20 protein-coding genes are annotated in these 21963 nt (G+C 72.1%); 6 read left to right on the top strand and 14 right to left on the bottom strand.

Annotated features, from left to right (window positions below; translation table 11 throughout):
• Positions 1–37 precede the first annotated feature (37 nt).
• The gene (locus tag ACQEVZ_RS04235) at positions 38–1114 is read left to right on the top strand and encodes a phosphotransferase family protein (RefSeq protein WP_433361526.1); all 1077 of its coding nucleotides are present in this window, start codon (positions 38–40) and stop codon (positions 1112–1114) included.
• A gap of 52 nt (positions 1115–1166) precedes the next feature.
• On the opposite strand, the gene ACQEVZ_RS04240 is transcribed toward ACQEVZ_RS04235, so the two are convergent.
• Positions 1167–2783, bottom strand: a complete 1617-nt coding sequence (locus ACQEVZ_RS04240; protein WP_433361529.1) for a FadD3 family acyl-CoA ligase — start codon at positions 2781–2783, stop codon at positions 1167–1169.
• A 182-nt stretch (positions 2784–2965) separates the two neighbouring features.
• On the opposite strand from ACQEVZ_RS04240, the gene ACQEVZ_RS04245 reads away from it, so the two are divergent.
• Positions 2966–3781: an SDR family oxidoreductase gene (locus ACQEVZ_RS04245; RefSeq protein WP_344510839.1), complete on the top strand. Its 816-nt coding sequence runs from the start codon at positions 2966–2968 to the stop codon at positions 3779–3781.
• A gap of 93 nt (positions 3782–3874) precedes the next feature.
• On the opposite strand, the gene ACQEVZ_RS04250 is transcribed toward ACQEVZ_RS04245, so the two are convergent.
• Genes ACQEVZ_RS04250 through ACQEVZ_RS04260 form a run of 3 tightly spaced genes read right to left on the bottom strand, consistent with a single transcriptional unit; the run spans position 3875 to position 7092 of the window.
• On the bottom strand, positions 3875–4996 hold the full coding sequence (locus ACQEVZ_RS04250) for an acyl-CoA dehydrogenase family protein (protein ID WP_344510841.1): 1122 nt from the start codon (positions 4994–4996) through the stop codon (positions 3875–3877).
• Between the two features lie 10 nt (positions 4997–5006).
• On the bottom strand, positions 5007–6155 hold the full coding sequence (locus ACQEVZ_RS04255) for an acyl-CoA dehydrogenase family protein (protein ID WP_344511110.1): 1149 nt from the start codon (positions 6153–6155) through the stop codon (positions 5007–5009).
• A 37-nt stretch (positions 6156–6192) separates the two neighbouring features.
• Positions 6193–7092 (bottom strand): SDR family oxidoreductase, encoded by a 900-nt coding sequence (locus ACQEVZ_RS04260; RefSeq protein ID WP_344510843.1) that lies wholly within the window; start codon positions 7090–7092, stop codon positions 6193–6195.
• Between the two features lie 96 nt (positions 7093–7188).
• Between ACQEVZ_RS04260 and ACQEVZ_RS04265 the strand changes: the two genes are divergently transcribed.
• A complete protein-coding gene (locus tag ACQEVZ_RS04265; RefSeq protein WP_344511112.1) occupies positions 7189–8406 on the top strand; it encodes an MFS transporter in 1218 nt (405 codons plus the stop codon).
• Positions 8407–8449: 43 nt separating this feature from the next.
• Positions 8450–9088, top strand: a complete 639-nt coding sequence (locus tag ACQEVZ_RS04270) for a nuclear transport factor 2 family protein (RefSeq protein ID WP_344510845.1) — start codon at positions 8450–8452, stop codon at positions 9086–9088.
• Positions 9089–9118: 30 nt separating this feature from the next.
• On the opposite strand, the gene ACQEVZ_RS04275 is transcribed toward ACQEVZ_RS04270, so the two are convergent.
• On the bottom strand, positions 9119–9925 hold the full coding sequence (locus tag ACQEVZ_RS04275; RefSeq protein WP_344510847.1) for an SDR family NAD(P)-dependent oxidoreductase: 807 nt from the start codon (positions 9923–9925) through the stop codon (positions 9119–9121).
• Positions 9922–10725 carry a hypothetical protein gene (locus ACQEVZ_RS04280; protein WP_354894701.1) on the bottom strand — a complete coding sequence of 268 codons (804 nt, stop codon included), beginning with the start codon at positions 10723–10725 and terminating at the stop codon, positions 9922–9924. The genes ACQEVZ_RS04275 and ACQEVZ_RS04280 overlap by 4 nt, the downstream gene beginning before the upstream one ends.
• Before the next feature lie 121 nt (positions 10726–10846).
• Between ACQEVZ_RS04280 and ACQEVZ_RS04285 the strand changes: the two genes are divergently transcribed.
• Positions 10847–12112: an FAS1-like dehydratase domain-containing protein gene (locus tag ACQEVZ_RS04285; protein ID WP_344510851.1), complete on the top strand. Its 1266-nt coding sequence runs from the start codon at positions 10847–10849 to the stop codon at positions 12110–12112.
• Positions 12113–12122: 10 nt separating this feature from the next.
• The gene (locus tag ACQEVZ_RS04290; protein ID WP_344510853.1) at positions 12123–13076 is read left to right on the top strand and encodes a quinone oxidoreductase family protein; all 954 of its coding nucleotides are present in this window, start codon (positions 12123–12125) and stop codon (positions 13074–13076) included.
• Here the strand turns inward: ACQEVZ_RS04290 and ACQEVZ_RS04295 are convergent.
• The 8 genes from ACQEVZ_RS04295 to ACQEVZ_RS04330 all read right to left on the bottom strand — a co-directional run bounded on the left by ACQEVZ_RS04295 (position 13063) and on the right by ACQEVZ_RS04330 (position 21962).
• Positions 13063–13611 (bottom strand): nitroreductase/quinone reductase family protein, encoded by a 549-nt coding sequence (locus ACQEVZ_RS04295; protein WP_344510855.1) that lies wholly within the window; start codon positions 13609–13611, stop codon positions 13063–13065. The two genes, ACQEVZ_RS04290 and ACQEVZ_RS04295, sit on opposite strands and share 14 nt — an antisense overlap.
• Positions 13608–15083: an MmgE/PrpD family protein gene (locus tag ACQEVZ_RS04300; protein WP_344510857.1), complete on the bottom strand. Its 1476-nt coding sequence runs from the start codon at positions 15081–15083 to the stop codon at positions 13608–13610. Before ACQEVZ_RS04300 ends, ACQEVZ_RS04295 begins: the two co-directional genes overlap by 4 nt.
• Before the next feature lie 3 nt (positions 15084–15086).
• Positions 15087–15920: an ATP-binding cassette domain-containing protein gene (locus ACQEVZ_RS04305; protein WP_344510859.1), complete on the bottom strand. Its 834-nt coding sequence runs from the start codon at positions 15918–15920 to the stop codon at positions 15087–15089.
• Entirely contained in the window at positions 15920–16987 is a 1068-nt protein-coding gene (locus ACQEVZ_RS04310) for an ABC transporter ATP-binding protein (RefSeq protein WP_344510861.1), read from the bottom strand. The genes ACQEVZ_RS04305 and ACQEVZ_RS04310 overlap by 1 nt, the downstream gene beginning before the upstream one ends.
• 27 nt (positions 16988–17014) lie before the next feature.
• The gene (locus tag ACQEVZ_RS04315) at positions 17015–17989 is read right to left on the bottom strand and encodes an ABC transporter permease (RefSeq protein ID WP_344510863.1); all 975 of its coding nucleotides are present in this window, start codon (positions 17987–17989) and stop codon (positions 17015–17017) included.
• Entirely contained in the window at positions 17986–18927 is a 942-nt protein-coding gene (locus tag ACQEVZ_RS04320) for an ABC transporter permease (protein WP_344510865.1), read from the bottom strand. Before ACQEVZ_RS04320 ends, ACQEVZ_RS04315 begins: the two co-directional genes overlap by 4 nt.
• 170 nt (positions 18928–19097) lie before the next feature.
• Complete coding sequence (locus ACQEVZ_RS04325) at positions 19098–20675, bottom strand: ABC transporter substrate-binding protein (RefSeq protein WP_344510867.1); 1578 nt, start codon at positions 20673–20675, stop codon at positions 19098–19100.
• Between the two features lie 105 nt (positions 20676–20780).
• The gene (locus ACQEVZ_RS04330; RefSeq protein ID WP_344510869.1) at positions 20781–21962 is read right to left on the bottom strand and encodes a lipid-transfer protein; all 1182 of its coding nucleotides are present in this window, start codon (positions 21960–21962) and stop codon (positions 20781–20783) included.
• Position 21963: the final 1 nt, after the last annotated feature.

The following is a 21963-nucleotide window of genomic DNA, read 5'->3' on the forward strand; positions in this document are numbered from 1 at the left end:
GCTTGCTACGCTCGCCCGACAACGAGGAGGCGCTCCAATGACAGCAGCAGGCCAGGCGCAGACAGGTCCGGCCCCGAGCGGCACCACCCGGCCCGCCGGTCTCCCGGCGGGGGTCGACGCCTGGCTCGGCCGCGCCGTGCCCGAGCTGCAAGGGAACCTGCGGCACGAGCTCATCGCGGGGGGACGCTCCAACCTCACCTACCGGACCACCGACGCGGCCGGCCACGTCGTCGTGCTGCGACGCCCGCCGCTCGGGGACCACCCGGCCACCGCGCACGACGTGCTGCGCGAGGCGCGGATCCTGCGGGGGCTGCACGGCCACCTCCCGGTGCCGCGCGTGCTCGCCGTCGAGGAGACGGGCGAGGTGGCCGACGCACCTCTCGTCGTGCTCGAGCACCTCGACGGCACGGTCCTGCGCAGCCCCGCTGACGTCGAGCGGCACACCACCGAGGCTGACCGCGCGCGCATCGGCCCGACGCTGGTCGACGCCCTCGTGGCCCTGCACGGACTCGAGCCGGAGGTCATCGGGCTCGGGGGTCTGGCCCATCGCCGTGACTACGTCACCCGCCAGCTCGGGCGCTGGCACGAGAACTGGCACCGGACCAGGATCCGCGACCTGCCCGATCTGCAGACCGCGCACGAGCACCTCGTGGCCAAGGCTCCCGAGCAGTCCCGCTCGGGGATCGTGCACGGGGACTTCCGCCTCGACAACTGCATGCTCGACCGCCGGTGGCGGGTGCAGGGCGTGCTCGACTGGGAGCTGACCACGGTCGGGGACCCCTTGGCCGACGTCGGCCAGCTGCTCGTCTACTGGGCGCAGGCCGGCGACGCGGCGCGTGCGCTGCACGACCCGGCCACCGTCCTGCCCGGCTTCTCGACCCGCGACGAGCTGCTCGCCCGGTACTGCCTCGCCACCGGCACCGACGCGGCCCGGATCGACTACTTCGTCGCCTACAACTGGTGGAAGACCGCGTGCATCGTCGAGGGCGTGCACACCAGGGTCGCGCAGGGCGCGATGAGCGGTGGTGACCGCACAGCGGAGTCGTTCGCCGAGCAGGCGGCCGCCCTCGCCGGCCGGGCCGCGACCCTCGCGGCAGCGCTGCGCCGACGCTGACCCTCGCCCGGTCACGTTCGTGACCGGGCACCTGTCCGGGTGGGCGCAGGGCTCACCCGACCAGCTTGAACTTCTGGATCTTCCCGCTCGGGGTCCGTGGCAGGGCCGGCAGGATGCTGAAGCTGCGGGGGCGCTTGAAGTTGGCCAGCCGGTCCCGGCACCACTGCCCGAGCTCGTCGACGAGCACCGACTCGTCCCCGCTCCAGTCGGTCACGGTCTGCACGAAGGCCCTGCCGACCTCGCCCATCCGCTCGTCGGGGACCCCGACGACGGCGACGTCGAAGACCGCGGGGTGCTCGCGCAGCACGCGCTCGACCTCGGCGGGGTAGACGTTGAAGCCCCCGTTCATGTAGACGTCCTTGATCCGGTCGGTGATGCGCAGGTAACCGTCCTCGTCGACCCAGCCGACGTCACCGGTGTGCAGCCAGCCGTCCTCGTCGATGACCTCCGCGGTGGCGACCGGGTCCTCGAAGTAGCCCAGCATCACGTTGTAGCCACGCACGAGGACCTCGCCGGCCTCACCGGCCGGCAGCGTCCGCCCGTCGGCACCGGCGATCCGCAGCTCGGTGCCCGGGATCGCCCGTCCGCAGCTGGTCGAGATCCGCTCGAGGTCGGCGTCGGGCGGGCACACGGTCGCGGTGCCGCACGTCTCGGTCAGGCCATAGGCGGTGATGACGTCGCGGAAGCCGAGCTCCTCGCGCATCCGGTGCAGCAGCGGCACCGGCACGACCGTCGCCCCGGTGACGGCCAGCCGCACCGAGCTGGTGTCGTAGGCGCCGAACTCCGGGTGTTCGAGCAGGGTGGTGTAGATGGTGGGCGCGCCGGGGAAGACGGTGACGCGTTCCTGCTCGATGAGGCGCAGCACGGTATCGACGTCGAACACGGCGACCGGGATGATCGTCGCGCGCATGAGGAGGCAGGCGAGGATGCCGGCCCGGTACCCGAAGCTGTGGAAGAACGGGTTGACCATGAGATAGCGGTCGCCGCGCCGCAGCCCGACCAGCCGGGCCCACTGCAGGTCGACGCGCAGGTTCGAGGCGTGCGAGACCATCGCACCCTTGGGGTAGCCGGTGGTGCCTGAGGTGAACAGGATGTCGGCCACGCCCTCGGGGTCGATGGCGGCGATCCGTCCGTCGATGACGCCGGGGTCGATCCGGTCGGCCGGCGCGGTGAAGTCGGCCAGGGACAACACGCCGTCACCGGCCTGCTCGCGGCCGGCGGCGGCGGGCAGGTCGACAACGGTGCGCACCGAGGGCAGCGACGGCACGGGGTGCCCGGCGGCCGGTGGTGGCCCGTCGCCACGCAGCGTGGCCAGGTAGTTGGCGTCCAGGAAGGTGTCGTCGAGGATGACCATCGTGGCCCGGACCTTGGCGATGGCGTGCCGCGCCTCCTCCCCGCGGAAGCGGGTGTTGACGGGGCAGAGCACGCCCCCGGCGGCCAGTACGCCGAGGGCGCTGATGACCCAGTCGGCGCTGTTCGGGGCCCAGATGACGATGCGGTCCCCGGGCTCGAGACCGTGCGCGACCGCGGCCCTGGCGAACCGGGTGACGGCCGCGTCGAGCTCGGCGAACGTCATTCGCAAGGCACCGTCGACAAGGGCCTCGACCTCCGCGGCGTCCTGCGCGGCCTGCCGCAGCAGGGCAGGGATCGTGGTCAAAACGCCACTCACGGACATCTCCTCACGCTGAGCCGGCCACTGGTCAGGAACGGATCGTAGCCGACCAACCAAGCGCTTGCTAGACTCATCGCGGCGAGGCACCCAGACCCGACCGATCCGACGTCCGGCTCCGGCCCGCAGACGATGGGTGAGGGTGGCGGCCAGGCCAACGTCACGATCATTGAGAGGCTCTGATGACCCAGTCCCCCACTACGCCCGCGACGCACGGGGGCGTCGACCTGACCGGCCAGGTCGCCATCGTCACCGGAGGCACCCGTGGCATCGGTGCCGAGATCACCCGCGCCTTCCTCAAGGCAGGGGCGCAGGTGCTCGTGTGCGGCCGCAGCGAGCCCGAGCACCTGCCCGAGGCCGACGGACGCACGCCCGTCTTCGTCCAGTCCGACGTGCGGGACCCGGAGCAGGCCAAGGCCCTCGTCGCCGCGGCGGTGGACCGGTTCGGCCGGCTGGACATCCTGGTCAACAACGCCGGTGGCGCGCCGAGCGCCGACACCGCGACCGTCTCCCCGCGCTTCGTCTCGGCGATCGTCACGCTCAACCTGCTCGCTCCGTTCTACGTCGCCCAGCCCGCCAACGAGGTCATGCAGCGTCAGGGCGGCGGGACGATCATCAACATCGGCTCGGTCGCCGGTTCCAACCCGGCCCCGGACACCGCCGCGTACGCCGCCGCCAAGGCGGGCCTGACGATGCTGACCCAGTGCCTCGGCATCGACTTCGCGCCGGCCGTGCGGGTCAACCAGGTGACGGTGGGTCTCGTGCAGACCGAATTGTCGCACCTCTACTACGGCGACGAGGCGGGACAGCACCGCGTGGCCCGGACGATCCCCATGCAGCGGATGGCCACCCCGGCCGACGTCGCCGCGGCCTGCCTGTTGCTCGCCTCGCCGCTGGCCGGCTACATCACCGGCACGGAGATCGTCGTCGCCGGTGGCGGTGAGATCCCGTCGCGTCACCTGGCCGCCCAGCCGCCCGGCACCGGTCCGCTCGGCTGAGCCCGCAGGCCAGGCACGACAGAGGGGGTCCGCGCGTCGGTGCGGACCCCCTCGGTCGTGCGCTGCTGCCTGCCGTAGACGTCGGCGGCCGGCTCAGAGCCCGGCGAGCGCCGCCACCTCGGCGCGAACCGCCGACGGGTCACCGGCCAGCAGCTGGGCCGACTTCCCGCGTTTGAAGAACAGATGCGCGTCGTGCTCGAAGGTGAACCCGATGCCGCCGTGCAACTGGATCGCCTCGGCGGCCACGGTCATCAGCGTGTCGGTGCACACGAGCTTGGCCAGTGCCGCGTCGTGCGAGCGCGTGGCGGCGCCGGTGCGCAGCGTTGTGACCAGGTGGTCGGCCGTGGCCCTCGCCCCGGCGACCGCGACGGCGAGGTCGGCACAGCGATGCTTGAGGGCCTGGAACGACCCGATCGGGCGGCCGAACTGCTCGCGGACCTTGAGGTACTCGACGGTGCGGTCGAGGCAGGCGCGGGCGGCGGCGGCCGACTCCAGTGCGAGCATGGCGCGCACGTGGTCGAGCAGCACCCGGGTGCCCTCGCCGCCGGGGGCATCGACCCGGGTGGCGGCGGCCCCGCGCAGGTGCACCGTGCTCAGCCGCCGGGTCTGGTCGAGCGTCATGTGCGTCTGCACCTCCACCCCGTCGGCGGCCCGGTCCACGGCGTAGACGCCCAGTTCACCGCCCGCGTCCCGAGCGGTGACGAGGACGACCCGGGCGGCTTCGACCCCGACGGCGAGGGTCTTGGTCCCGGTGAGCGCCCACTCGCCGCCGGTGCCGCCGGCGCGGGTGGCGGTCTGCTCGAGGTCCCAGCCCGTGCCGTCCTCGGCGATGGCAATGGCCAGGGTCAGCTGCTCGTCCACGACGCGCGCCAGCAGGGGCTCGGCGCTCGCGCCGATGGCCCGGGCGGCGAGGATCGCGGTGAGGCTCGTCGCGAGCGCGCCGGGCACGAGCCGGGCCCCGAGCTCCTCGATGACGGCGGTCCCGGCGGCCACGTCGGCGCCGAGCCCGCCGAGGTGCTCCGGCACGACGAGTCCGAGCAGGCCCAGCTCGGCCGCGAGCAGCTCATGCAGCTGCGGGTCGTGGCCCGGCGCCCCGACCATGACCTCATGGGTACGGCGCAGGTCGGCCCGCTCGTCGAGGATCTCGGCGACGGAAACGCGGATCTGGGCCAGCTCCTCGGCCACCGGCTGAGGGTCGGCGTTCGCTTCGGGCATCGTCATCACCTCATCGCGGCAGGCCGAGCAGGCGCTCGGCGATGATGTTGCGCTGGATCTCGTTGGAGCCGCCGTAGATCGTGTTGGCGCGGCTGAAGAGGAAATGGGTCTGGGCGTCGTCCAGCTCGTACGCAGGCCCGGTGAGCAGCGCCCCGGCCCCCTCGACGTCGACCGCGAGCTCGCCGAGCGAGCGGTTCCACGTCGCCCACTGCAGCTTGGAGATCGACGCCTCCAGGCCGGACAGCCCCTCACCGGCGGACGCCAGCAGCCGCACCGCCGAGTGCCGCATCACCTGCAGCCCGATGTAGGCGTCGATCAAGCGGTCCCGCAGCGCCGGGTCCTGCCAGGCGCCGTTGTCGTGGGCCCGGGCGATGACGGCGTCGAGCCGCCGGCGGAAGCCGATCTGCTGACCGAGGGTGGACACGCCGCGCTCGAAGCCCAGCGTGCCCATGGCGACCTTCCAGCCCGCGCCCTCGGCGCCGACGCGGTGCTCGGCGGCGGCGACGGCTCCGTCGAAGAAGACCTCGTTGAACTCGCTCGTGCCGGTCAGCTGGGTGATGGGGCGCACCGTGATCCCGGGCTGGTCCATCGGCACGAGCAGGCAGGACAGGCCCGCATGGCGGGTCGAGTCGGGGTCGGTGCGGCAAAGGACGAAGCACCAGTCGGCCAGGTGCGCGAGCGAGGTCCACACCTTCTGCCCGGTGATGACGTAGGTGTCGCCCCGTCGCTCGGCGCGGGTGCGGACCCCGGCGAGGTCCGAGCCGGCGTCGGGCTCGGAGTAGCCCTGGCACCAGATGTCCTCGCCGCTGGTGATGCCGGGCAGGAACCGCGCCTTCTGCTCCGGCGTGCCGAAGGCGAGCAGGGTCGGGCCGAGCAGCTGCTCGGACATGTGCCCGAGCCGGCCGGGGGCGCCGGCGCGGGCGTACTCCTCGTGGAAGATGACCTGCTGGGCCAGGGTCGCCGGGCGTCCGCCGTACTCGCTGGGCCAGCCGAGACCGATCCAGCCGGCCCTGCCCAGGTGACGCTCCCACTCGCGGCGCAACTCGTGCGCCTCGTGCTCGCGCCCCTCGCCGCCGGTGCCGACGGCCTCGGCGAACGGCCCGGTGAGGGCCTCGTGGAGCCAGCCGCGGATCTCGGCCCGGAACTGCTCGTCGCTCACCGGTGCTCCGGTGGCCCGCGCCGCCTCCGAACCCATGTCAGGCGCCGTAGACGGGGGTCGGCGGCTCGGAGCGGGCGATGAGGTCCGCGATCGCGCCGGTGAGCTCCTCCGGCTCCCACCGCTCACCCTTGGTGGCGGCCAGCCCGTGGCGCCAGCCGTCGGCGAGCGAGACCTCACCGCCGGCGGCCTCGAAGACGGCGCCGGTCACGGCCCGCGCGGCGTCGGAACCGAGCCAGACCACGAGTGGGGAGACGTTGGCCGGGTCCATCGCGTCGAATCCCGTCTCGGGGGCGGCCATCGCCTCGGCGAAGACGGCCTCGGTCATCGGGGTGCGGGCCGAGGGGGCGATCGCGTTGACCACGATGCCGTAGCGGGCCCACTCGGCGGCCGCGATCTGGGTCAGGGCGGCGATCCCGGCCTTGGCGGCGCCGTAGTTGCCCTGCCCGACGCTGCCCATGAGCCCGGCGCCGGAGGACGTGTTGACGACGCGCGCGGCGACCTGGCGGCCGGCCTTGGCCTCGTCCCGCCAGTAGGCGGCGGCGTGGCGCATCGGCACGAAGTGGCCCTTGAGGTCGACCTGCAGGACGAGGTCCCACTCCTGCTCGCTCATGTTGACCAGCATCCGGTCGCGGTTGATGCCGGCGTTGTTCACGAGGGTGTGCAGCCCGCCGAAGGTCTCGACGGCCTCGCGCACGAGGCGCTCACCGTAGGACCAGTCGCTGACGTCGCCGGTGCTGACGACCGCTCGGGCGCCGGACGCGAGGATCTCGTCGACGACGGCCTGGGCCGCCGCCCGGTTGCTGTCGATGTCGTTGACGACGACGTCGGCGCCCTGCCGGGCGAACTCGAGGGCATGGGCCCGGCCCAGTCCCTGTCCGGCACCGGTCACGATCACCGTGCGTCCTGCGCAGAAGCCGCCCACCACACGTCCTTTCACTCGAGGTGCGGCCAGACAACCACACCCGCACTGGTGATGCAAGCAAGCGCTTGGTAGGGTGCGGAAAACGACCAGAAGGACGGCGATGACGTGGGAATGTTCTCGGCACTGCGATTCCGAGACTTCCGCTTCGTGCTCCTGACCCTGGTGCTGTCGCAGGGCGGCTACTGGGGCTGCAACATCGCCTTCCAGTCGGTGCTCTCCGAGGTCGACGGCACCCCGGCGACGATGGGCGCACTCTTCTTCTGCCTGCTCGTGCCGTACACCCTCTTCTCCATCCCGGCCGGGGTGCTCGCCGACGCCTTCGACCGGCGGCGGCTGCAGATCGGTGTGCTCCTGGCGGTCAGCGTCCTGGCCGGGGTCTGCGCGGCGACGGTCGCGGCCGAGATCGCCGACCTGCCCGTGCTGCTCGGGCTCGCCTTCCTCGCCGGCACCGGGATCAGCTTCCTGTCGCCGGTGACCCAGGCGCTCGTGGCCAACACCGTCCCGGCCGAGGCGCTCGGCACCGCCGTCCCGCTCCAGGCTGCCGGGCTCAACCTCGCCCGCTCGATCGGCCCTGCCGTCGCCGGGCTGATCCTCGTGGCCTGGGGAGCGCTGGGCACGTTCATGATGTACGCCACGCTCAGCCTCGCCTCGGTCGCGGCCGCGTTCGCCATCCGGACCCGTCGCGTCCCGCCGGCCGTCCCGATGGTCCGGGAGAGCCTGACCGCGCAGGTCAGCGCCGGCATCCGGCACGCCCTGCAGCGGCCACCGGCCGCCCTCTGCCTGACCATCGTCGGGGTGAACGCGTTCTTCGGGTGCGCCTTCACGACCCAGCTCGCCGTCCGGGCGGCCTCGACCTCGGACCACCCGGACACGGTCTTCCCCATGCTCGTGGCCCTGACCGGGCTGGGCTCGCTCATGGGGGTCCTCGTCGTCGCCCGGCTCTCCAAGCGCATCGCGACCGTGCGGCACGCCGCGATCATCCTCGGCCTGCTCGCCGTCAGCACCGCACTGCTCGGCACGGCGCCGACAGTGCCCCTGCTCGCGGGGGCCGCGCTGCTGTGCGGCGCGTTCAGCATCGGCACCATGGTGACCCTGCAGACGATCGTCCAGCGGGTCGTCGACGACGCGCAGCGCGGCCGGGTGATGAGCCTCTACTTCCTCGGCTGGGGCGGTATGCCGTTCGGTGCCCTCCTGCTCGGCGGGCTGAGCACGTGGTTCGGCTCCGCGACCGCCTTCCTGCTGTACGCCGCCGCGTGCCTGGCCATGGCGGCCGCGGTGCTCGTGCGGTTGCGCCGCCGCGGGGACAGCGACCCCGTGCCCGCGACATGACCGACCTCCCCCGTTGTTCACCGCTCACTTCCAGGAGTTCGCCGTGACCGACCGGTCCCGCCCGACCACACCCGCGGCGACGCGGCCCGCGACCGCCGGCGTCCCCCAGCCCTTCCGGTCCGGCCCGGGCGAGCTGGACGTACTGCTCGCCGAGCGGGCCATCGAGCGGGCCCTGCTGCGCTACGCGCGCGGGGTGGACCGGATGGACCGGGACCTGGCAGCGAGCGCCTTCCATCCGGACGCCCGGATCACCCTCGGCGGGACCGTGGCCGACCGGGACACGACGCTTGACGTGGTCTTCGCGCTCGTGGCGCGGCGCACCATGACGATGCACTACCTGACGAACGTCCTGGTCGAGCTCGACCCGGCGCAGCCGGACCGGGCCCGGGCCGAGACGTACGGCATCGCGTTGCAGCGCAGCACGTCCGAGCCGCCGCACGGCAACATCGTCAGCGGGTTCCGCTACGTCGACCTCGTCACCCGCCGCGCGGGTGAGTGGCGGGTGCAGGAACGCCTGACCGTCTCGGAGTGGCAGCGGGTCGACGACCTCGCCGGACAGTGGCCGATCCCCGACGCCTCGCTGCGGGGAGCCCGCGACGGGTCCGACCCGGTCAGCCGCCCGTGGCCGCCCGGCGGCCCGGGTCCCGGGGCCGGTGAGCCGGACCCGCACGGCGGGTCCTGAGTCGTCCGTGCGGGTCGTCGCCCCGGGCCGTCAGGTCGGGTCGGGGCTCGATCGGCCGAGCATCGCGCGCATCCCGCGGTAATTGCCGGCGACCAGGGCGGCCCGGTCCGCAGCGGAGCGCCGCGCGACGACCTCGGCCTGCTGGCGCACGACGTGCACCGGGCCGGCACCCATGGCGGCCAGCCCCTGGGCGGCGACATCGGCCGGGTCGGCTGCGCCGGTCAGGTCGAGGCCGGCCCGCTCCATGGCGGGGGTGGCGGTGAGCCCGAGCACGAGGTGCAGCACGTCGACGCCGACCTGTCCGAGCTCGAGCCACAGGCCCTCGGTGAAGATCCGGGCGAAGGACTTCGCCGCGGCGTAGATGCTGATGTCGGCGTGGCCGAGGTAGCCGGCCGAGGAGCCGACGACGAGGATGCCGCCGCGGCCACGCGCGGCGAGCCGGGCACCGAGCTCCCGGCAGAGCTCCAGCGGGCGGGTGACGTTGAGGTCGATGACGGCCTGGACCCGGGCGGGATCCGCCTCGACGAAGCGGCTGCGGTAGGTGTTCGCGCCGGCGTTGAGGACGAGCAGGCCGAGGTCGAGATCGGCGACGGCCTCGACGATCCTGGTGGTCGCGTCCGCGTCGAGCAGGTCCAGGGCGAGCGCGCGGCACGGGGCCCCGTGGGACCGGACCCGGTCGGCGACCTCGTTGAGGACCTCGGGCTTGCGGGCGACGAGCACGACGCCGAGGCCGGCCCGGGCCAGTTGGTCGGCGAAGGCGGCGCCGACCCCCTCGGAACCGCCGACGACCAGCGCCCATGGCCCGTAGCGCTCGAGCAGGCCGGTGACCTCGCTCATCCCCGGGCCACGCTGTCCGTCGCCGCGGCGGCGGGCTCGTCGAACCAGTCCCACACCCAGGGGGTGATGGTGGCCAGGGGCCCGGTGAGCAGCGGGCTGGCCGTGCCGGCGAGCGCCGCGGGCGGGGCGGGCAGCGGGTCCGCGGCCAGGGCCCGCGTGAACTCGACCGGGTCGGCCTCGAGGTAGATGAGCCGGATCCGCACGACCGGCCCGGTGGGGTTGCTGCCGCTCGGGGCGCTGCGGAAGGTCCACACGCCCGCGACGCCGTCGCGCGCGAGCAGGTCGGGCACCTGGGTCTCGTGCTCGAACTGGGACAGGTCGGCCACATCGGGGTGCTGCGAGGTCTCGACCCGGCTCACCTCGACGTGCACCCCGCGGTTGGGCCGGAACGGCAGCGCGGCGAGGGTGACGAGCGCACGAGGGGCCACGTAGCCCTGGACGGGGCGGAACATCCGGGTCATCGGCCGTTCGGTCCAGGCCAGCTCCGGTCGCCGGCCCTGGTGGATCGCCCGGTCGCCGAGGTCCTTCCACTCGTGGATCGAGTCAGCGGCCGGCTCGGCGAACCAGTACATCGCCATGTACTGACTGCCGGCGAGTGCGGCGTCGGGGTAGCTGCCGAGCCGCTCGCACGCGGGGGTGCGCACCCAGCGGTCACCGTGGACGACGCCGGGCAGGGCGAGGTTCTCGGGGCGGTGGTCGAGCTGGTGCCACGCGTTGTAGTCGCGGTGGCGGGCGGGGTCGGTCACCTTCGGGAACGAGAAGAACGCGCGGGTGGCGGTCTCTGGGGTGCTCGGGATCACTTCCGGCCCTCTCGCGGGTGGGCGGTGCGGCTCGTTCGACCGCTGAGCCTTGACCCTAGGGCGACCCCCTCCTACAGTCAAGCAAGCGCTTGGTTGACTGTATCGTCCGCGAAGGAGCCCCATGACCGCCAGCGACGCGGCCTTCCGTGCCCGGCTCGACGCCCTGATCGGTCTCGCTGACCCACCCCGCCGGGCCAAGGACCCGGTCACCGAGGCCGCCATCCGTATCTGGTGCGACGCCGTCGGCGACGAGAACCCCGCCTACCAGGACCCCCAGTGGGCCGCCCGCTCCGCCTGGGGCGGCATCGTGGCACCGGCGACCTCACTGAACATGTGGACCCTGCCGGGCAACCGGCGCAGCCACCGCCACGCCGAGAGCCTCGACCGGGTCAACGAGGTCCTCGCCGAGCGCGGCTTCACCTCGGTGGCCGCGGTGCAGACGGAGCACACCTACGTGCGCCCGCTGCGCGTCGGCGACCACCTCGAGCAGTTCCCCTCCATCGGCGCGGTCTCCCCGCAGAAGTCCACCCGCCTCGGCCAGGGCCACTTTGTCGACCTCGTCAGCGAGTACCGCACCGTCGAGGGCGAGCCGGTCGGACGCGTCGTCCTGCGGATGCTGCGCTGGAACCCGGCGACCCGCACCGAGGTCCCCGCGACACCCGGGGACCGCCTCGCCCGGCCGGTACGCCCGGTCGGCGCCGCCCCGGCCGACCTGCCGCCTGCCGGCACCACCGGCACCCTGACCGCGCACCTGCAACCCGGCTACGCCGCCGCCCCTCTCGACGAGCGCCCTTACCTCGTCGGCACCGCCGAGCTCGCCGACGGGACCCGCCTCACCGCAGACGTCGTGGACCTGCGCCCCGACCTCGTGCACGACGGCATGCCGGTCGTCGTGGCCCACCGACGCACCCGCGACGGCCAGGTCCTGCCGGTGCTCACCGCCCCGCGACCCGAACGCCGCACGGGCACCCGCACTGCAGCCGAGGTGAGCACCGGGCAGCGCCTCCCCCCTTGGCCGGTCCCCGTCACCCAGCTGTCCATCGCGGCACTGGCCACCGCGACCTTCGACTTCAACGACGTGCACCTCGACCGCGACGCGGCCCACGAACGAGGCGCCCGCGACGTCTACATGAACATCCTCGGCTCGAGCGCGCTGGTCAACTGCTACCTCACCGACTGGGCCGGGCCGGAAGCTCGCGTCGTCGGCTTCCGCACCCGCCTCGCCGCGCAGAACCACCCCGGCGACACCCTCACCCTCGACGGTGTCGTCACCGGCCTGCAGCGAGCGCCCGAGGCCAGCGGGGGAACGCACGTCACCGTCGACGTCCGCGGCACCAACAGCCTCGGTGACCACGTCATCGCCTCCGCCACCCTCGCCCTGCTCTGAGAGGAGCCCCGTGCTCGCCAGCTACGTCCTCGACTCCGGCTCCCCCGACAGCCTGCGTCTCGGCCGGCTCGAGGCCCCGACGCCCGGCCCCGGTCAGGTGCTCGTGAAGGTCCAGGCAGCGAGTCTGGACCGGGTCGACACCTACATCCGTCGCGGCACCCACGGCATGGCGGTCACCGGGCCGACGATCCTCGGCCGGGACGTCGCCGGCACCGTCGTACGGACCGGTCCCGGCGTCACCGGCTTCACTCCCGGCGACGCGGTCGTCGGGCTGACCACCGGCACCCACGCCGAGCTCGCCGTCGTCCCGGCCACGCACTGTTTCCCACGGCCGGTCGCGCTCGACGCCGTCCACGCCGCCGCGGTGCCCACCGCCGGACGCACCGCCTACGACGCGGTCATCAACCTCGCCGGGGTGCGCCCCGGCGACCGGGTCCTCGTCGTGGCCGCCGCCGGCGCCGTCGGCACCTTCGCCGTCCAGTACGCCCACCACCTGGGCGCGCGCGTCATCGGTACCAGCGCCCCGGCGAAGGCTGACGCCGTGCGCGCCCTCGGCGCCCTCGACGCCGTGGACCACTACCGCCCGGACGTCGTGGACGCCCTGCGTGCCGCCCTGCCCGGCGGCGAGGCCGACGTCATCGTCGAGTCGGTCGGCGGCACCTTGTGGTCCGACGTGCTCAAGATCCTCGCCCCCGGCGGGCGGCTGGTCACCTGCGGCGTCACCGCCGGCAGCCACGCCCACCTGCACCTGGGTCGGCTCATGGTCAAGGGCTGGACGCTGCGCGGCATCGGGCGGCCCGGGCCCGAGGCGGTGGCCCGCCAGCTGTGCGAGGCCCTCACCCTCTCGGCCGTCACCGCCGCCCCCGCGATCGCCGCCACGCACCCGCTCGATCAGGCCGCGGCCGCGCACGACCAGCTGGAGGCCTCCGACTTCGTCGGGCGGATCGTCCTCACGACCGCTTGAGACCCTGGGTGAGCGACTCACCCGACACGGCGGACAGCACGACGAGCGGGATCTGCCGTCCGAATCCCGCGGCCCGTTCGACGTAGCGCGCCACATTCGGCTTGTGCGCCACGACGTGCGCCAGCAGCTCCGGGTCGCGCTCCCCGTCGGTCACCCGCGCCCGCACCGCGATCGTCTTGCGCCGCAGGACGATCCAGCACAGTTCGTGGTGACGCGCATTGACCACCCAGGCCGGATCCGTCGGGCCGCCGCCCTTGGAGCCGACGACCACCAGGTCCGGCCCGTACGGCACGTACGGCAACGCCGCGTCGCGCAGCTGCCCCGACCGGCGGCCCACCGTCGTCAGCAGCAGCGTGGGGTTGTACGGGAACCTGCCCGCCAGCGCGTACTGCAACGACACGAGCGAGAACCCGGTCCGTCGCACGAGGAACCGGTCGAACGCCATCCCGCGCGGCCCACGGATGACCACCAGCCACGGCCGGCCGTAGGAGGCGAACGACCTCGTCTCCGCACCGATGCGGTCCCGGCGGCTCATTGCGCCGCCCGGGCCAGCAACGGTGACAACGTCTCGGCGACGTCGGCGACGTCCTCGATACCCCGGACCACCTCGACGAGCTGCTCCTGCGTGCCCGCATCGAGAATCCCGTCGCAGAACGTCGCCAGCTTGCCGGCCACGAAGTCCCAGTCCGCCCGGGTCGCCTCGTCCCACGGGTCGCCCTGGGCGAAGTCCGACTCGACAACGTACTCCCGGCCACCGGCCCTGATCGTCAGCGCACCCCGCGTCCGGCGGATCTGACCGCCCGGGTGCTCCTTGAGATCGGCCTCCCACTCCGCGTCGAGCACCGGGTCCGGCGCCGTCGTGATCCGGCGCGCCAGGTCCCACACCGCAGGGTCGGCCAGCCGCTGCGGGTCGTACCACTGCGGACCCGGGGCGTACCCGAGCAGCACCAGCGCCGCTGCGTACGGCATGTTGAAGGCGCCGTCCAGCGGCGCGCCGAGCGTGTCCGGAATCTGCTGGGCCGGCTCCCGGAACTGCAACGTCCGGTAGGCCGCCGGGCTCAGCCGGATCTCCATGGACTCGATCTGCGACACCGGCACACCGTGGGTGTTCGGGAACGCGCGGATCGCGTCGAGCGCGGCGTGGGTGAAGCGGCACGTCGGGTACGGCTTGAGCGAGGTCTCGCTGATCCACCACGTCGACCCCAGGCCGGCGACCATCTCGTGCCGCTCACCCCCGAGGAAGCCCATCGCCTCGATGAAGCCCGGAGTGCGGTCCAGCACGTCCAGGTCGCCGGTGTACCCCTCCTCGGCGAGCGCCGCGCCGAGCATCCCGGCCTGCGCGATCGCACCGTACGGGCCGTACTTGAACGCGTTGAACGAGCGCCGCTCGGCCAGGTAGGTGTTCTTCGCCGGCGGGGCCAGCCAGGCGATCAGGCCGAGCGCGTGCGCCAGGCGCTCCGGCTCCCAGCCGCCGACCACGGCGCACGCCGCGGCCGTGCCCATCGAGGCGTAGCCGTGCGACGACAGCGGCGACCAGCGGAACTGCCCGTCCTCGAAGGCCATGAGGGAGGTCGACAGGTTCAGCCGCGCGTTGATCTCGAAGGCGAGGATGCTCGCGCGCAACAGGCTCGCTCCGCCGGCGTGCAGCCGCTCGGCCTCGGCCAGTCCGGCCGCGACCCCGAACACCGCGAAGTGCGCCGAGTTGAAGAAGGTGTCGTCCGCATCCAACGCGTTCATCATGTCCGCGTTGGCGTGCACGGCGTTGATCGCCGCGACCCGCTGCCCCAACCCGAACACCGTCGCCTCGGCCGGGCCGCCGAACCGGGCGGCGACCTGCTGGACCATGCGGCTACGCCGTAACCGCACCGCCGCCAGACCACAGATGAGCGAGTCGAGCAGGACGAGCTTGCCGTAGTCACGCACCGGCGCGGGGATGTCCTCGTCGTGGGTCGTCGTCGCGAACCGCGCGAGCAGCTGCGTCCGCGTCGGTCCCGTCGTAGCGGTCACCGTTCAGCCCACCTTTCCCGGCGCGACGAGCCGGTTGCCCTGCGCGTCCCGCGGCAGCGGCAGCGGAATCGCCGCGAGCAGCTTCTTCGTGTATTCCTGCTGCGGATTGCCGAAGATCTGCGCCGTCGTGTCCGCCTCCACGACCTCACCGGACGCCATCACCATGACCCGGTCGGCGATGACCTCGACGAGCGCCAGGTCGTGGCAGACGAACAGGTACGCCAGACCCAGCTCCTCCTTCAGGTCCAGCAGCAGGTTGAGCACCTGCGCCCGCACCGACACGTCCAGCGCCGCGACCGGCTCGTCGCACACGATGAGGCTCGGCTTCATCGTCAGCGCCCGTGCGATCGCGACCCGCTGCAGCTGCCCGCCGGACAGCTCGGCCGGGTAGCGCCCCAGATAGCGTGATCCGATGCCGACCCTGTCGAGCAGCTCGGCCGCCTCCCGCTCACGCGTGGCACGGTCCTTGTCGGTGTGCACGAGAAGCGGCTCGGCGACCGCGTCCTTGATCGTCATCCGCGGATCGAGCGAGCTGTACGGATCCTGAAAGATCATCTGCATCCGCTGGCGCAGCTCGCGCAGCTGCTTCGGCTTCGTGGCCAGCACGTCGACCCCGTCGAAGGTCACCGATCCGGAGTCCGGCTCGATGAGGCGCAGCACCATGCGCCCGACCGTCGACTTGCCCGCGCCGGACTCACCGACGACCGCGAGGCACTCACCGCGCTCCAGGGCGAAGCTCACCCCCTTGACCGCGTGCGACCACTTCGTACGCCGGCCGAGCCAGTCCCTGCCGGAGCTGAACGACTTCGTGAGGTTCCTGACCTCGAGCAGGCTCATCAGACCGTCACTCCATCCAGAGAGAGCTCCGCGGCACGCACGCATCGCACGTCGTGCTCACCGGCGCCGTCCATACGGATCAGGCCCGGGTGGGCCACGTCGCACCGGCCCGGCTCGGCGAACGCGCACCGGCTGCTGAACCGGCACCCGTGCGGCCAGGCACCCGGGGCCGGGATACCACCGGGAATCGCGCGCAGCCGCCGGTCGGTGCTCAGGCCCGGCTTCGGGATCGACCCGATCAGGCCGGAGGTGTACGGGTGCCGCGGGTTGAAGAAGATCTTCTCGGCGGGCGCGTTCTCGGCCACCTCGCCGGCATACATGACCACCACCTGCTGGCACAGCTCGGCCACCACCGCGAGGTCGTGGCTGACGAACAGCAGCGCCACCCCGGTCTGCTCCTGCAGGTCGCGCAACAGCTCCAGGATCCGCTCCTGCACCGTCACGTCGAGCGCCGTCGTCGGCTCGTCGGCGATGAGCAGGCGCGGGTTGCACGCCATGACCATCGCGATCATGACACGCTGGCACATGCCGCCGGAGAACGCGTGCGGGTACTCGTCGACCCGCTGCGCCGCCCGCGGGATCTGCACCATCTCGAGCATCTCGACGGCGCGGGCCCGGGCCTGCTTGCGGTTCAGGCCCAGGTGCTTGCGCACCGACTCCGCGATCTGGTCCCCGACGGTGTAGGCCGGGTTCAGGCTGCGGATCGGCTGCTGGAAGATCATGCCCATGCCGGGGCCACGCAGGTCCCGCCACTGCTTCTGCGTGCCTGCGGTGAGGTCCCGGCCGTCGAAGACGATCCGGCCCGAGGCGATCCGCCCGCCCGTCGCCCCGGTCAGACCCATCACCGCGACCGAGGTCACCGTCTTGCCGGAACCGGACTCGCCGACGAGCGCCATCGACCCGCCCGGCTTCAGCGAGAACGAGACGTCCTGGACGGTCGTCTGCCACCCACCCGAGGGGGAGCGGAACTCGACGTTGAGGTTCTCCACTCGCAGGAGGTCCGCCGCCGCGCCGGTGGCGTCGTTCCCGGTGTGGGCCATCACGCCGGCCGCCCGTTTCCCTGCCATGTCAGCTCCTGTTTGTTGCCGGACCGGTCAGTTGCCCGACCGGGTGCGCACGAGAGCGCGGCGGACACCGTCACCGACGTAGGTGAAGGCGAGGACGGTGAGGAAGATCATCATGCCGGGTGGCCACACGAGGTACGGCGCGAGGCGAATGTTCGAGGAGGCCGTGGAGAGCATCGAGCCCCAGCTGGCCGCGGGGGCCTTCACGCCCAGCCCGAGGAAGCTCAGGCTCGCCTCGGCCGCGACGGCGGTGCCCAGCGACACCGAGATGACGAGGATGATCGGCGGCAGCACGTTGGGCAGCACGTGCCGCACCGTCGTGCGCAGGGTGCTGCACCCCAGGGCGATCGAGGCCTCGATGTAGGTCTCGTGCCGCACGTCCATCGTGCCGGCGCGGGCCACCCGGAAGAAGCGCGGGGCCATGACCAGGCCGATGGCGAGCATCGCGTTGGTGATGCCGGAGCCGAGGACCGCGACGATGGTGATGGCCAGCACGAGCGACGGAGCGCTCATGATCGCGTCCATGATGCGGGTGAGGATCGTGTCGATCCAGCCGCCGCGGTAGCCCGCGATCATGCCGAAGGGCAGGCCGAGCACGAGCGCGACGGCCGCGGCCTGCAGCGCCGCCCACAGCGAGACCCGCGCCCCGAAGATGAGCCGGCTGAGCACGTCCCGGCCGTAGTCGTCGGTCCCCAGCCAGTGCTCGGCGCTCGGCGGCTTGAGCCGCAGCAGCAGGTTCTGCACGTCGGGGTCGTGCGGCGCCAGCACCGGGGCGAGGATCGCGATGAGCGTCAGCACGAGCAGGAAGGCTCCGGCCGCGATCGTCGTGGGGCGCCGCACGATGCTCTTGAGGATGCCGGGAGCCGCGGCCGGCTCCGGGTCGCCCGTGCCGATGTCCGCCGTGGGCACCTCGGCCGCGGTCCCGGCGAGGCCGTCCGCAGGCGTGCCGGCTCCGTGCGAGTCGTGCCCTGGCCCCGGGGACGTCGGGGTCCGCTTCGCGCTCATGAGCGTACCTTCGGGTTGAAGTAGCCGTAGGAGATGTCGACGATGAGGTTGACGAGCACGACGATCGTCGTGCTGAACAGGACGAAGCCGAGCAGGACCGGGACGTCGCGCCCCTGCACGGCCTCGACGGCGGTGCGCCCGAGGCCCGGCATGTTGTAGATCATCTCGATGGTCACCGATCCGGCGAGGACCTCCGCGACGCGGAAGCCGAGGACGGTGATGACGGGGATGCACGCGTTCTTCAGGGAGTGCTTGAACACGACGCTGGTGCGCGACAGGCCCTTGGCCTCGGCGTTGAGGATGTAGTCGGTCTTCATGACCTGCCCGAGCGCCGAGCGCAGCTGCAGGGTCACCTCGGCGGCCGGGAGCAGACCGAGGGCGAAGCCGGGCAGGATGAGGTGCGACAGCCACGGCCAGAAGCCGGCGGACAGCGGCTGGAAGCCGAACGCCGGGAACATCTGCAGCCCGACCGCGAACACCGAGACGAGCACGAGGCCGAACCAGAAGCCCGGGATGGCGATCGCGATCGAGGCGAACCAGTTGACGGCCCGGTCGACGATGCCGCCGGAGCGCAGCGTGGCCGCGAGCGCCAGGGCGGTCCCGAGCACGACGGCGAAGATCATCGCGACGAGCACCAGCGACATCGTCGTCGCCATCCGTCGCGTCAGCAGGTCGGTCACGCTCTGGTCCGAGACGAAGGACGTGCCGAGGTTGCCGTGCAGGACGCCGCCGATCCACTGGATGTAGCGGAGCAGGACCGGATCGTTGAGGTCGAGTTCCTCACGGATCGCCGCGATGCGTTCCGGGGTCGGTTCGTCACCGGCGAGGATGGTGGCCGGGTCCCCCGGGGCGAGCTCGATCAGAGCGAAGACGAGCAACGGGACGAAGAACAGCAGGGGTATCGCTGCGAGCAGTCGCCTGCCGGCGTATCGGAGCATCTCTTACCTCGGCTCAGAGCGTGGCACGCGGCGCCTGGTGGCGCCTGGGGTGTGAGTCCCGCACGGCCTGGTGCCGGCGAGGCCGTGCTGGGGTGTCGCCGCCGGCCCTGGCCACAGCGGGTGGCCCTGACCACCCGGCGGCGACACCACCGGGTGGTCAGGAGCGGCGGTTACTTCTTGACGGCGATGTTGCGCAGATCCCAGATGCCGATGTTCGACATGGGGATGTTGTCGATGCCGACGACGTTCGACTTCGCGACGTTCGCGATGGTCTGGTTGCACAGCGGCAGGAACCAGACCTGTTCGAGCGTCGTCTTCCAGATGTCCTGGTACAGCGGGGCGCGCTTGTCCATCGACAGCATGGGGTTGGCGGCCTCGGCTGCCTTGGCCTCGATGAGCGAGGGGTTCGCGGCGAGCTTGTAGGTGTTGAGCAGGTAGGTGTTCACCGTCGCCGCCGGGTCGGCCTTCGGGCTCCACGACGTGCCGACCATGAGCTCGAAGTCGCCTGCGATGAAGCGCGGCTCGTTCTCGGTGTTGGGCACGGGGTTGAGCGTCGCGTCGATGCCGACGGCCCGCAGCGACGCCTGCACGACGTTGGCCGGCTGCTCGGCGTTCGTGCCCGCGGCGAAGGTGACGGTCACCTTGGCGCCGCCGGCCTGTTGCACCAGGGCCTTGGCCTTGTCGACGCTGAACTCGAACGGGTAGGTGTAGTTCGGCACGCGGCTCGGGTCCGTCTCGGGGACGACCTGGCGCGTCGGCGTGCAGGTGCCGCTGAAGAGCGCGCTGATCGCCGCCGGGTCGACCGCGTGGGCGATCGCCTGGCGGACCTCGAGCTTGCTGACGTCGCCCTTGTTGGCGCGCAGGTAGATGCCGACGAGGTTCTTGAACTTCACCTCGTGCTTCTGCAGACCGCTGCCCGGGGTGACGATCTTCTGGACCGTGGCGATCTCCGTGGCCGAGCTGAGCGGGGCCAGGTCGATCTGGCCGCTCTGCAGGCCGTTGAGGCGGGCCGCGGCGTCGGGCACGCGCTGCAGCTCGATGCCGCCGAGGCGGCCGACGTTCGGGTCCCAGTAGCTGTCGGCCCGCTTGAGCACGAGCTTCTCCTGGGGCACGAGCTCGGTGGCGATGTACGGGCCTGAGCCGGCGGTGCCCGGCTTGGTCTTGATGTCGACGCCGTCCTTGATGGCCTTGGGGCTGACCATCATGCCGGCCGTGCCGGTGAAGGACGCGGGCAGCTGGACGCCTTTGCCCTTGACCAGCTTGAGGCGCACGGTCGTCGGGTTGGCGACCTCGACCGTCTCGATGTCGGCGAGGTCGCTCTTGAGGGTCGAGCCCTGGAGGGTCTTGCCCCGCTCGATGTTGGCCTTGACGGCCTCGGCGTCGAACGGCGTGCCGTCGTGGAACTTCACGTCGTCACGCAGCTTGAGCTCCAGGACGCTGCCGTTCTCCACGAAGTTCCACTCTTTGGCCAGACCCGGGACGACCTTGTCGTCCTTGTCCAGCATGGTCAGCCGGTCCCACACGAGGAACAGGTAGCCCCAGGCGCCGTAGCTCGTCTGGAGGGCCGGATCGAGGTCGCGTAACGGACCCGCCGACGCGAACTTGAGCACGGCCGATGTGTCGATCTCGCCTCCGGAACCGCTGCTGCTGTCCGTCGGGCTGGTGCTGGTGCAGCCGGCCACCATGGCGAGCGCCCCGGCGGCCGTCAGCGCGATGACGCGCTCCCAAGTTTTGTTGATGAAACCCATATCACCCGTCCAAAACACGAGCCGAATTGATCAAGAGGGGGTGTCCGCCCGGCGGTTGCCGGGCGGGATCCGTGGGGGGTGACCACCGGGCGCTCGCCCGGCGTTTCACCCGTCCGCGGACAAGATCAGGGCGCTGGTCGGTACTCCGACGCCCGCCGTCACAAGGACGTTGCGGACGCCGTCGGGCTGATTGGTCGAGGTGCCCCGGACGAGACGGACGCCCTCCGCGACGCCGTTCGTGCCGTGCAGGTAGGCCTCACCGATCTGGCCGCCGTGGGTGTTGGTCGGCAGCGAGCCGGTGACCTCGAGGTTGCCGTCGGCGATGAAGTCCTTGGCCTCGCCGCGGCCGCAGAAGCCGTACTCCTCGAGCTGGTTGAGCACGTACGGGGTGAAGTGGTCGTAGAGGATCGCCGCATCCATGTCGGCGGGTCCGAGGCCTGACTGGGCCCACAGCTGCTGGGCGCAGAGCTCGACCTCGGGGATCCGGGTCAGGTCCTCCCGGTAGTAGCTGACCATCTGGTACTGGTCCGGTCCCAGGCCCTGGGCCGCCCCGACGATGTACGCCGGGGTGGACGGCAGGTCCTTGGCGCGCTCGGCGCTGACGATGACCATCGCCTGGCCGCCGTCGGTCTCCTGGCAGCAGTCGAACAGGTGCAGCGGCTCGGCGATCCAGCGGGAGGCCTGGTGCTCCTCGAGGGTGAGCGGCTTGCCGTAGAACCACGCCTTGGGGTTGTTCGCGGCGTGCTTGCGGGCGAGCACGGCGACCCGGCCGTAGTCCTCGCTGGTCGCGCCGTACTTGTGCAGGTAGCGACGGGCGAACATCGCGGTGTGCTGGGCCGGCGTGAGCAGACCGTACGGGTTGACCCAGGAGCGGTACTCGTTGTCCGAGGTGGCCTGGGTCTTCGCCGGAGGCGGCCCCTGCCCGAAACGCACGCCGGAACGCTCGTTGAAGGCACGGTAGGCCACGACGACGTCGGCGATGCCGCTCGCGACGGCCATGGCGGCCTGCTGGACGGGGGCACAGGCGCCGCCACCGCCGTAGGGGATCCGGGAGAAGAACTTCAGCTCGGGGATGCCCAGGCTGCGGGCGACCATGTTCTCCGGGTTGGTCTCCATGGTGAAGGTCGTCATACCGTCGACGTCGGCGGGGCTCAGGCCCGCGTCGGCGAGGGCGGCCAGGACGGCCTCGGTGGCCAGCTGCAGCTCGCTGCGGCCGGAGTCCTTGGAGAACTCCGTCGCGCCGATGCCGACGATCGCGGTGCGACCCGACAGGAAGTTGTCCGTCACG

The organism is Dactylosporangium sp. CA-152071, from assembly GCF_050936335.1.
GTDB lineage: Bacteria > Actinomycetota > Actinomycetes > Mycobacteriales > Micromonosporaceae > Dactylosporangium > Dactylosporangium maewongense.